Consider the following 12,164-nt stretch of genomic DNA (forward strand, 5'->3'; position numbering starts at 1 on the left):
TGACTGTATGGATGTAACGACTATCAAAAATGGTACTATCAACGAATCAGATGATTTATTGACCATCATATACTAAGGAGTGAACTAAATGGATAAACTACAAATGCCAGCAGACTTTTTATGGGGCAGTGCATCTGCTGCCTACCAAATTGAAGGGGCTTATCAGGAAGATGGCAAAGGACTCTCTAACTGGGATGAATTTGTTAAACTACCGGGAAAAACCTATCAGGATTCGACCGGCGAAGTGGCCGTGGATCATTACCACCGATTTAAGGAGGATGTGGCCTTAATGGCTGAAATGGGTCTAAAAACCTATCGCTTCTCAATTTCATGGGCCCGCCTCTTCCCCAAAGGTAAAGGCGATGTCAACTTGGCGGGTTTGGCGTTTTATGAAAACCTGATCGATGAATGTTTGAAATACGGTATAGAGCCAATGGTTACACTGTATCACTGGGATATTCCCCAAGCCTTGGAGGAAGCCTACGGTGGTTGGGAAAGCCCACAGGTTATTCAAGATTATCTTGATTATGCTCGCTTCCTTTTCCATCATTTTAAAGACAAAGTCAACTATTGGATCACTATTAACGAGCAAAATATTTTTACCACATTCGGTTGGATGTCTGCTATGCATCCACCTGGCAAACTTAATCAGGAAAAATTATATTACCAAGTTAATCACCATGTTTTTTTAGCCCACGCGCAAGCTGTCATTGCTTTTAAAGCGATTAGTCCTAATGGTAAAATCGGTGCCAGCTTTGCTTACAGTCCCAGTTATGCTTTGGATAGCAATCCTAAAAATGCCATGTCCAAACTTGATTTTGACGACTTAAAGAACTTTTGGTGGATGGATGTCTACGCTTATGGACGCTATCCGAAAAGTGCTTATCATCGTTTGGCTAAAAAAGGAGTAGCCCCTGAGGTTTCTGAAGAAGACAGCCAATTACTTGTCCAAGCGGCTTCCTTAATCGACTTTATGGGCGTTAATTATTACCAAACAAGCGTGTGTGAGTATAACCCATTGGATGGTGTCAGCTCAGAAGGTGAAATGAATACCACTGGTAAAAAGGGCACCCACCAAGTGACCGGTGTTCCAGGGATTTATAAAAACCCAACTAACCCTTATCTAAAAACAACCGACTGGGACTGGACGATTGATCCTATGGGTCTGCGTTATGCGTGTAAAGAGATCACGAGTCGCTACAACCTGCCGATTGTCATTTCAGAAAATGGCTTAGGAGCCTTCGATGACTTAACAAAAGACAAAGAAATTCACGATGATTATCGCATTGACTACTTGTCTCAACACATCAAAGAATTGATGATCGCAGTTGAAGAAGGCAGTGAGGTTTGGGCTTATTGCACTTGGTCCTTTACTGATTTGCTTAGCTGGTTAAACGGTTATCAAAAACGTTATGGTTTTGTTTATGTTGATCGCTCAGAATCTGGCGGCTCGATGGATCGCTACAAGAAAGACAGCTTCTACTGGTACAAAGAGGTTATCGCCAGTAACGGCAAGTCGATTGATTAAAAAAAGCAATGACTGGGTAAATCAACAGGCTGTCCATTTACAGTGAGCAGCCTTTTTGCTTTAAACTTTGTTAAGTCACGTAGAGACTAATAAAATGACTGACGGACAGTGCTATTTTAGGTTCGTCAACATTAACGCTACTTTTTCTTAATAAATACTTCAAGTTATTGTTCATACTTTATCACACTTTATTCACATTTGAACGGTATATTATATACATACCAACAAACAACCCTAACAAAACTTTTTCATTATTTACTCCTCCAAAGTAAATAAAAATCTCCTGCCCTCAGCCTCCAACTGAGGGCTATTTTTTTGTTGAAATATCTCAAAAGAAAAATCACCCTTCATCCTGTACCAACCAATTAAACAAACGATCCATCACTAAAGCGATTAGGGCACATAAAAAAGCACCGACAAAAATAATCGCTTTGCCATCTGTGATATTGATTCCTCTCAAAATAATGTCACCTAATCCACCTGCGCCAATAAAGGAGCCAATCGTCGTAATGCCAACGGAAATAACCAGTGCATTGCGAATACCCGCTAAAATAATCGGCAGAGCCAAAGGAACTTTAACCAGATACAACACCTGAAAGCGACTCATTCCAACACCTCGTGCACTGTCCACATAAACTGGGTCAACATTGTTCAAGCCGACATACGTATTATTAACGATAGGCAATAACGAATATAAAAAAACGGTGGCAATGACTGTATTTTCACCTAAACCCATTAGAATCAATAAAATGGTCAGCATACCAATTGATGGGATTGTCTGAATAATATTAATCCCTCCAATCACAAAGGCTGCCACTTTTTTGTTCGTAGATAAAAAAACACCTAAAGGGAAGCCGACGATAACAGTCAAGACCACTCCGATGACGGAAATGTAAAGGTGAATCATAAACTGGCTCATAATGTAAGAGGCGTTGGTGCTCAGATAATTCAATAGCTCCTGAATCATTCACTTTCCTCCTCAAAATAATGATGAGCTTCTAAAAATTGCTTCGCAATCAGTGCCGGTTCGATTAACTGGCTATCAGATTCACCATTCATTTTTTGCATCATCTCCGTGTTAATCGTATTTTCCAACTTACTCAAAATACCAGCCAGTTCTGGATTTTCTTGCAGTACCTTTTCTGTGGCAACTAAACTACATGTATAAGGCGGGAAAAAAATCTGATCATCTTCTAGCATAACCAAATCATAACTATCCACTCGTCCATCTGTTGAATAGCCTAAAATAACATCCAGCTCATTTATTGCCAAAGCATCATACAATAGCCCGACTTGCATAGGATAAACCCGTTTAAAGGTCATTTGATACGCTTCTGTAAAGGACTGATACCCATCACCTTCACGTTTATACCAGGTTTGATCGGTCCCCAAATTAAGGTGATCCGCATATTTTTGCAAGTCACTGACCTTGGTTAAACCATATTTATCTGCTGTTTCTTTCGTCACCATAAAGGTAAACTGATTGGAAAAACCATAGCTTGGAAACCATTTAAATTGGTAACGATCTTGAAATTCTTTTTGTACCAGTTGCAGCGCTTTATCTGGGTCTTTTTCAATAGGTAAATTCAACGTTCCAACTAAATCTGTGCCTGTATAGCGAGGAGAAGCAATATCCAAGTCTCCCCTTTCCATAGCCGCCTGCATCATATTAGCAGAACCAAGATTATTGAGAAAAACCACCTGTTTATCTGTATAATGAGTTAATAATTCTACCACAATATTTCCTAAGATTTGCGATTCTGAGGTAACGCCCCCTGAAACGGTGATGGTATCATCTTTATCGGCAAGATTCGTAGCAACAAAAAAGCCAAATAATCCAATAAACCCGATCATTACCAGCCATTTTTTCATCCGATCACCCTCGTTCCACAATTAATCGATTTTCAACATAGCGCAAAGCGCCATCTGTCGCCAAAGCAAGGAGCGTAATCGGAATCGTCCCCATCATAATTAAATCAAGGCGATATAAGGTTAAGCCATTAAAAATAAAATCCCCTAAGCCACCAGCTCCAATATAAGCGGCTAACGTTGTCCATGAAATAACATACACCGCTGACATTTTAATGCCAGAAAGGATCACACTAAAAGACAGAGGCAGCTCGACTTGTACCAAACGATGCCACTTGGACATTCCCATGCCTTTGGCTACATCTAAATAGACTGGATCCACCGCTCGAATGCCCACATACGTATTCCGCAATATAGGTAACAGCGAATACAAAAACAAGGCCGCAATGGCTGACTGTTTGCCAATACCAAAAATAGGAATCATCAGCGACAATAACGCTAATGATGGGATTGTTTGAAAAAAACCAACAATATTAATAATCGTTTCCGATCCCTTTTTTAAGCGGGTTAACAGTGCCCCTAAAGGAATGGCCACGATAACGCCGAGCATGATTGCACTAAATGAAATCGACAGATGCTCCCATAATTTTAAGAGAATTTCCCCGCCATATTGCTGCCAAAATTGTCTCAATACGTTCACCTACTTCAATTGTTCGTAAATCAATGACACTAAGGAGGAGCGTGTCATGATTCCGACTAACCGATTGTCGTCATCAACAACCGGTAAATACTTCACTTCCATATTCAATAACGGCTCTACCACATCTCTGACTTTTTCATGTTGATTAACACAGGCAGTTTCAGTCTCCATGATCTCATAGACCGTTTTCTTTTTATCCACATGATGAATGCCTTTAATATCGATAAATCCTTTTAGATGTTGATCATCGTCAACCACTAACAAGGAATCGACTTTTTTAGCCGTCATTTGGCGGATTGCTGACAGAATTGACTGACTTAAGGAAATTGATTCCACTTGACTAGTCATTAAATCCGCCACTCGCAAATCATTGCCAATATAACTTTGCCGTTGACGTTTTCCTAATAATTCTTCCACAAATTCATTGGCGGGATGATTTAAAATAGCCTCTGTTGTATCGTACTGGACAACGTTTCCGTGATCCATAATAATGATTTTATCCGCCAATTTAAGAGCTTCTTCAATATCATGGGTCACGAAAACGATGGTCTTTTGCATCTCCTGTTGCAGTTTTTTTATCATCTCCTGAAGCGCCTCTCTGGTAATCGGATCCAAAGCGCCAAAAGGCTCATCCATTAAAATAATATCCTGATTTGCTGCTAAAGCACGAATGACCCCAATCCGCTGCTGTTGCCCTCCTGATAGATTTTTCGGTTTACGATCCAGATAATCAAGGGGTAACTCAACTTTTTGAATTAACTCTTCCGCAATTCCCACTTTTTGACTGTCGGTCCATTTCAATAATTTAGGCACAATCATCACATTATCACGAATCGTCATATGAGGAAATAACCCAATATTTTGAATCACATAACCGATCTTTCGTCTAAGCTCATCTTCATTGAGGCTAGTCGTACTTTCACCATTAATGTTAATGGTCCCTGCCGAAGGTTCAATCATCCGATTGATCATCCGCAGCAAAGTTGTTTTCCCACTGCCACTCGTGCCAATGATGCAAATAAATTGGTTGTCAGCAATGGTTAAATCCATTTTTTTTACTGCTGTGGCACCACCGTAATGTTTTTCCACTCCGATAAATTCAATCATCTCGCCCCTCCTCTCTTTCATATCCTAAGCCTTTGCTTAGAGAATACGGAAAAAGGCTAAACGCCAAACCAGCATTTAGTCCTTTAACGTTTGCTGCCAGTTCTCTGACAGGCTTTCGTCTACAGATGGTGCCAGTCACAACTATCATACCTATGAAAAAACCATTCCGCCAGCCTAAATTTCAACAACCGTTAACCTTTCAGCTGAACAGAAGGTGACAGTCCCACTCATTGCTCTGTTAATCATCAGTGGCATGGCAAGATATCCCTCGTTACTTGTCTGGATGTAAGATTTCAAAGGTCTTTTCCAAAACCTTATCGGTGTGTGTGGCTAAATTTTGATAAACACCTTCATTGAGTTGCTGATAAATCGCAACATTTTCCGGAATAGGTGAAAACACATCTTTGACCTTAACCATTTTAGCAACGGCTTCTTCATAGCTGTCATAAATCCCTAAGCCTACGGCAGCATTAATAGCTGCTCCCACACTGGCACTGCCATTGACCACATTACGCTTGACTGGCAAATTAAAAACATCTGCAAAAATTTGCATCATCAGCTCACTATTGGAGCCACCGCCGGTAATGATGACCTCGTCAATCTCTTTACCTAACTCCGTTGTCATGTTAATCACATTATTTTTCATGGTATAAGCAATACCTTCTAAAATCGAGCGATACATATAGCGGTAGTCATGATGAGCATTAAAGCCAATCATCATGCCACGTTTAAAAGGTTCCCAAGGATTAGCCAGCCAATCCAAGACGGTCATCAGACCATCACTGCCAGCTGGCACATGCTGAGCTTGTTCATTGAGATACTCCTCTTCCGACACGCCCTGATAATTCGCCCGAATGCTGATTTTTTCACCTAAAAGATCCTTAAACCAAGAAACTGTCCACATACCACGACGAATGCCATAGCCTTCGTAAGCATATTTATTGGGAATCGAAGACATGATCCCCCAGTAGTTAACAGAATCTTTTGGCATCTCAGCTCCTGTTACCATACTGCTTATATAAGTTCCCAATGAAACAAATGCACTAGTGTCACGAATCAGACCAGCTCCTAAGCCTTCAACGGCTTTGTCACTAGTTGTGGCAATTAAAGGCAGCCCTTCAGGAAAACCCGTTTTTTGACTGGCTTCTTTAGTAATATGCCCTAAAATATCACCTGGTTTTACCACTTCAAAAAGCATTTCTTTTGGCAGATTAAAGTGATCCAACACGTCTTTATCTGATGACCACTGCCAGGTGTCATAATCCACTGGCCATTGCCCAAAGTGATTGCCGATATTATCTTTAAATTCGCCTGTTAAGCGATGAGTCAAATAACCATTAGTCGAGGTCACATACTTAACTGCTGGATTATCATGAACATAAGGTGTTGCTGTCCGTTTATCCATCCAGTTAATAATTGGTTGAGCTAGTGAGCCATCTTCCTTTAAGAGTACTCGACAACAACGGATTGAGCCCAGCCCAATCCCCACAATATTATTTTTCCGCAAACCAAACTGTTCCATTGCTTTTTGTGCAGCTGAACAGAGTGAGTCCCACAAATCATCACCCGGATGTTCCACGACGCCGTCTTTTGCCAAGTGCATTGGTCGTAAATTTTCTTTTCCTTCGCCTACAATATTGCCTTCAAGATCAAATATCACAATCTTGGTACTTTGACTGCCGCCATCAATGCCAACGATATATTGTTTTTCCATAACGTTCTCCTTATGTGTTTTTAGATGATTAACGCCCTAATCTGTCTCATATTGAACAAAAAAGAATGAGCAGGTGATAAAAATTGCCATTGCTCACTCTTTTGTTCAACACAGTCGCGCCTTTAATTATCTGACCAAAAAGCCACCATCAACGGTTAAGATATGACCATTCACAAAGTGAGAGGCTTCTGATGCTAGGAATACAGTGGCGCCCATTAAATCAGCCACATCTCCCCAACGTCCTTCTGGTGTATGATCCACAATCCATTTATTCCGCTCTGTGTCTTCGATTGACGCTTGAGCCACTGCCGTTTTAAAGTAACCAGGAGCAATCCCATTCACTTGAATATTATACTGAGCCAACTCATCACAGTATGCTTTCGTAAGACCAGCAATCCCGTGTTTTGAAGCTGCATAAGCCGGCGCCCATTGACCACCAAGGAATGAAAACAACGAACAAATATTGATGATTTTGCCACTCTTTTGAGGAATCATGTGTTTCGCTGCTTCATGACTCATTTCAAAAGCTGCTGTTAAGTTAATATTAATCGTGGCATCCCACTTATCTCGGCCGTAGCTTAAAACATCTGCCACTGGACAAATCCCCGCACAATTGATCAAAATATCAACTGACCCAAACTCTGCAACGCAGTTGTCAATAATCTCTTTAGGGACGCCCTCTTTAGTAATATCAGCATACATATAAGCCGTTTTCGCGCCACGTTCCTGTAACGTTTGATTAAAGGCCGGATCATCGGGCATAATAGACGGCATAAAAATATTCGCCCCAGCTTCTGCTAAAGCCAATGAAAAAGCTTGGCCCAAGCCCGTATTCCCGCCAGTGATAATCGCATTTTTACCTTTCATTGTAAACAGGTTCATCTTAAAGTCTTGAATTTCCATCTAATTACCTTCTTTTCTTTTAGTTTAAGTTAGATACCTCATGTTAAATACTCAGACATAGCGTTTCATTAAATTATCTGTAACAAAAAGAGTGATACGTTCAGTGTTTTCCAACTGAACGTTTAACGATAAAGAGGTGATTATTTAAGAGAAACTATATCCCAGTAAATCTTACCTACTGTAGCCTTGCTGTTAGTTTGTTAATAAATTCGATTGCATCACCAATGACGACTAAATTAGCTAAATAATTCATCGGAGCGCCTTCGTCCGTATTCACTGAAATAATATCTTTGACATTTTTAAGCCCCTCAACATGCTGCATGGAACCATAGATACCAAGGGCAATATACAGATGTGGGCTGACGGTTTTACCTGATTGACCAACTTGAATCTCCCTTGAGGCTCGATTTTGTTCAACCAACGGTTTCGAGACCGCAACTGCGCCCTTTAATTTATGAGCGATTTCCTTTAAGTCCGTCACATCCGCCTGATAACCAGCTCCTGCTGCTACAATAACGTCAGCTTCTCGAATGTCATGACTGCCTGTTTCCTGAGCAACCGCTAACACTTCAATTGAGGACGGTTTCAATTCATTGATGACAAAATCACTGACCTTTGGTTCCTTTGTTCCATTAAAATGAAACACATTAGGGTGAACACTTGCCATAATCGGTGTGGATTCACAGACGATACTAGCCAGCATATTTCCTGAAAAAGCTGGACGGATTAACCGTCTTTCCTTTTCATTACTGTCAATCGCTGTAATGTCCGCCACCAGCCCAACCTCTAGCCGCATGGCCACCCGTGGGGCGACCATCCGTCCAAAGTCTGTTGCCAAGACGATAACACTATCAAAATCATACGTTTGTTGAACCTGTTGGATAATATCCGTTAAAACACGACTGTCTTTCAGCTGTATGTCTGGCAAATCCACACAAATGAGTGAATCAAATCCTTTTAAGTCTTTATTCACCAAATTAATGCCTAAGCCGCTGACAACTGACTGCTGTGTGCCAGCTAACTGATTTGCCACGTCTATTAAATCAATTGAATCCATGATATTTTCGTTGTCGATGATAATAAGTGAGTTAAACATCATAAATACGCCTTTTCTTTTAAATAATTAATAACTTCTGTGATGCCTTCATCATCCACTTTGACTCGTTTTTGAGCCACTTTTTGTCGCTTAGCCATTACATTTTGACGTACCTTGGTGGGAGAGCCTTTGCGACCAACCTGATTTTTCGCAAGTCCCAGAGTTTCGTTTGTTACTAGAGAGAATTGGCTATCAACATTTTTGTCAATAGAATCATATCTAACGAAACCTAAGCGCAAATTCATCTGACTGGTCAAGCTTAAGACACTTGGATTTTGCAGCTTCAATCGAATACTGCTACCATCTTGAATGGCTTCTACAACAGAAAAATCTTGATTAACCTCTTCAACGGATCGGATATTTGAGAAGTGGTTAATCCCTAATAATTCGGCAACTTGTGGTCCAATATGTCCCGTGCCACCATCTAAGGTATGGGTGCCTGTCAAAATCAAATCAACTGCCTGTGAACGGAGATACGTGGCCAAGACCAGACTGGTCGTAAGGGAATCACTCCCTGCAAACAGACTGTCACTGATTAAAATGGCCTGATCCGCACCTATGCGAATGATATTTTTGAGTTCTTCGGTCTGTCTGGACGGTCCCATCGTCAGCACATTAACCCTTGTCTCTGGATTCTTTTTTTTGTACGCCAAGGCCCAAGCCAAGGCGTTTCGATCATCAGGATTGAGAATCATGCGGGACTTCTCACGATTTATTTTATCGGTCTCATAATCGTATTCGTACTGCTCAGTATCGGGAACAAATTTAACTAAACACATGATGTTCATTGAAGGTTCTTCCTAATCTATTGCCAGTGAAGGGTGGATCCCCTTGCGCAAATGACCGGCTATTTTTGATATTTATACCCTTCTTGGACAGGGTAGATGGTGCCATAATTCATAATACCTTTCGGATCAAAGACTTCTTTTAAACTTTCCAACATGTAGTAAGCTGATTGATGCTCTTCTTTAGTCCACTCATTACGATATTTCCCAATACCATGATGGTGACACATCGAACCGCCTAATTTTAAGGTCTCCTCTACAATAATGGCTTGAATTGGGTGATGATAAATTTTCATTTCATCCTCGGGTTCACAATTAATCGTATAGTTATAAACGAAATACATATTGGTTCCATTGATGTAACTATGTGACGAATGACCGCCGAGCATCGTTAAATCATTGGCTCGTGGAAACTCTGTTCGAATGCGAGCTATGACATTGTTGTAAATGGTTGGAATGGTTTCCCAATCAGCTGAAATTTCAGTTGTAAAGCCATCGTGCTTATCGTTGTCGATCATCCCTTGGACTTCATCGTCAATGGTTTGTTGCGTCCAGTTTAATTGATTAAACCAATTAGCAATTAATTGACTATCTACTTGTTTATAGACCCCATCCTTGAATTTCTCGACAGCTTCTTCAATTCCCACGCCTGTCGCTTCGACGATGCCTTTAGGTCCTTCTGCCATAAAGATTAACACGCATTTGTCTTCATAAAAATGATAGAAATGCTGGCGAGCATCCTCTGGCGAATAAGTCCGGGCAACCGACGGACGATAACCATTCGTCATGACTTCACGCAGGACTTTAATCCCTGTTTCCACATCGTTGACTAGATAGCCAAAGAATTTATTATTTTCCGGATAGTACTTAAAGATTTTCACTGTGACTTCTGTAATGTAGCAAAGCGTCCCTTCATTCCCAATAACGATATGACGAATATCCGGACCACCTGCACGTCTGGAAACATTCTTAATCCGCGAGATATGCCCATTAGGGAAGACACATTCTAAACCGACAACCATATCTTCAATTCCACCATACAAGGTTGAAAATTGACCAATTGAACGGGTAGAAACTAAGCCGCCATACTGCGCCACTGGTTTAGATTGTGGTGAGTGACCTGTAGTATAGCCGATTTTTCTTAATTCATCTTCTAAATCTTGCAGTTTAACACCAGCTTCAACTGTTGCTTGCATATTGTAAGGATCGATATTGATAATCTTGTTCATTCTGGAACCATCAATTACCAAAGCCAACTCTTTCCAGTTTTCAAGGCCCCCTTCTGTCGCTGTTTGCCCACTTCGAGGAATGACATTTAAGTCATTGTCATTAGCATACATCAGCAAGTCTCTGACTTCATTCACATTATGGGGGTAAACAACCGCTGTTGGTATTGGATTATCCAACACCCGTTTGGCCTTTGCGTATTTTCGGTAACGGTCAGAAGACGCCTCATACAGGGTTTCATAATCCGTCACAACTTGCTCATCAGAGACAATCTTTTTAACATTTGCAACAATCGTTTCTTTTATCAATGTTTCAGAATTCATTCAACTAGCTCCATTCATTTTTTATCAGAAAGCGCTTTTCTTGATTTCAGTATACAATTAATAAATCCACTTTACATTAAAGTTTGATTAGATTTTCCATTTAAAACAGTTTTATTACCTATAAACGGAAAACTTTCCATATAATTTGCTCTTTAATACTGCTCTGTGCTATGCTTTAGACATAATTTATCTGGAGGTGCTTACAATAAGAATACAGTTGAATCATTTAAATGATCTGGAAATAACCATTCATAAACTATTAAGCGAAGAAAGTAAAACAAACCCTCTAACAATCACTGAAGCTGCCGCCCTAGCAGGTGTTTCACCATCAAAAATTTCCAAATTTGTCAAAAAAGTCGGTTTTTCAGGATACAAAGAATACTCTCGTTTTATCACCGGTAAAGAACTGGTTAAACAAAAGAAGATGAACAGTGAGTTTTCTCGTATAAAAGACTTTATGGAAAACTTTGACTCTTCCACGGCCACTTATTTGGCAGAGCTGATTAAAACCTACGATAAAATTATCTTGTTTGGCTATGGACCAACCAATATTTGCATGGAATACTTTGAATATAAATTAACTTACACCGTCGAAAAACATGTTATTCGTGCCACACAACCTTCGATGATTCCCAATTTACTAACAGAAAACACCTTATTACTGATATTTTCTGTTGCTGGAAAATTCGCTCAATTTGATTCCCTGTTTGAAGAGGCTAATCACCAGCAAGCAAAAGCTCTGTTGGTGATTGAAGAATTAAATCCGGCTCTTTTACTGGATAACAATGAAATCATCTATCTAACTAAATCCCAACAAGAAGAGACATTGGCCTCTCATGAAAAAACACGAACTATTTTATTCATGTTTATTGAGGAAGTCATTCGGGAATTAAATAAATAGGCTCTTTGTCAAATGGTGTTGATGGCGAAGAATCTGTCGAATAAAAAAATCGATTAAGCAGTGAGAGAATG

Annotated in this window: 11 protein-coding genes; 2 read left to right on the forward strand and 9 right to left on the reverse strand. The window is 40.2% G+C overall.

Annotation, left to right across the window (positions count from 1 at the left end; translation table 11 throughout):
- Nucleotides 1–88: 88 nt before the first annotated feature.
- Nucleotides 89–1,528: a glycoside hydrolase family 1 protein gene (locus tag RWN13_RS11260; RefSeq protein ID WP_314063446.1), complete on the forward strand. Its 1,440-nt coding sequence runs from the start codon at nt 89–91 to the stop codon at nt 1,526–1,528.
- Between the two features lie 340 nt (nt 1,529–1,868).
- On the opposite strand, the gene RWN13_RS11265 is transcribed toward RWN13_RS11260, so the two are convergent.
- From RWN13_RS11265 to RWN13_RS11305, 9 genes are all read right to left on the reverse strand, one after another.
- Complete coding sequence (locus RWN13_RS11265; RefSeq protein ID WP_314063448.1) at nt 1,869–2,495, reverse strand: ABC transporter permease; 627 nt, start codon at nt 2,493–2,495, stop codon at nt 1,869–1,871.
- The gene (locus tag RWN13_RS11270) at nt 2,492–3,400 is read right to left on the reverse strand and encodes an osmoprotectant ABC transporter substrate-binding protein (RefSeq protein WP_314063451.1); all 909 of its coding nucleotides are present in this window, start codon (nt 3,398–3,400) and stop codon (nt 2,492–2,494) included. Before RWN13_RS11270 ends, RWN13_RS11265 begins: the two co-directional genes overlap by 4 nt.
- 4 nt (nt 3,401–3,404) lie before the next feature.
- Nucleotides 3,405–4,028 (reverse strand): ABC transporter permease, encoded by a 624-nt coding sequence (locus RWN13_RS11275; RefSeq protein WP_314063454.1) that lies wholly within the window; start codon nt 4,026–4,028, stop codon nt 3,405–3,407.
- A 9-nt stretch (nt 4,029–4,037) separates the two neighbouring features.
- Nucleotides 4,038–5,144, reverse strand: a complete 1,107-nt coding sequence (locus RWN13_RS11280) for an ABC transporter ATP-binding protein (protein ID WP_314063457.1) — start codon at nt 5,142–5,144, stop codon at nt 4,038–4,040.
- Nucleotides 5,145–5,415: 271 nt separating this feature from the next.
- Nucleotides 5,416–6,858 carry an FGGY family carbohydrate kinase gene (locus RWN13_RS11285; protein ID WP_314063460.1) on the reverse strand — a complete coding sequence of 481 codons (1,443 nt, stop codon included), beginning with the start codon at nt 6,856–6,858 and terminating at the stop codon, nt 5,416–5,418.
- Between the two features lie 126 nt (nt 6,859–6,984).
- Nucleotides 6,985–7,761 carry an SDR family oxidoreductase gene (locus RWN13_RS11290; RefSeq protein ID WP_314063463.1) on the reverse strand — a complete coding sequence of 259 codons (777 nt, stop codon included), beginning with the start codon at nt 7,759–7,761 and terminating at the stop codon, nt 6,985–6,987.
- A gap of 175 nt (nt 7,762–7,936) precedes the next feature.
- Nucleotides 7,937–8,860, reverse strand: a complete 924-nt coding sequence (locus RWN13_RS11295) for an electron transfer flavoprotein subunit alpha/FixB family protein (protein WP_314063465.1) — start codon at nt 8,858–8,860, stop codon at nt 7,937–7,939.
- Entirely contained in the window at nt 8,857–9,645 is a 789-nt protein-coding gene (locus RWN13_RS11300) for an electron transfer flavoprotein subunit beta/FixA family protein (protein ID WP_314063467.1), read from the reverse strand. The genes RWN13_RS11295 and RWN13_RS11300 overlap by 4 nt, the downstream gene beginning before the upstream one ends.
- 59 nt (nt 9,646–9,704) lie before the next feature.
- Entirely contained in the window at nt 9,705–11,192 is a 1,488-nt protein-coding gene (locus RWN13_RS11305; RefSeq protein ID WP_314063469.1) for an FAD-binding oxidoreductase, read from the reverse strand.
- A gap of 196 nt (nt 11,193–11,388) precedes the next feature.
- On the opposite strand from RWN13_RS11305, the gene RWN13_RS11310 reads away from it, so the two are divergent.
- Nucleotides 11,389–12,093, forward strand: coding sequence for a MurR/RpiR family transcriptional regulator (locus RWN13_RS11310; RefSeq protein ID WP_314063471.1), 705 nt, complete (start codon nt 11,389–11,391; stop codon nt 12,091–12,093).
- Nucleotides 12,094–12,164 lie beyond the last annotated feature (71 nt).

The organism is uncultured Vagococcus sp. (genome assembly GCF_963518325.1).
Classification (GTDB): domain Bacteria; phylum Bacillota; class Bacilli; order Lactobacillales; family Vagococcaceae; genus Vagococcus_D.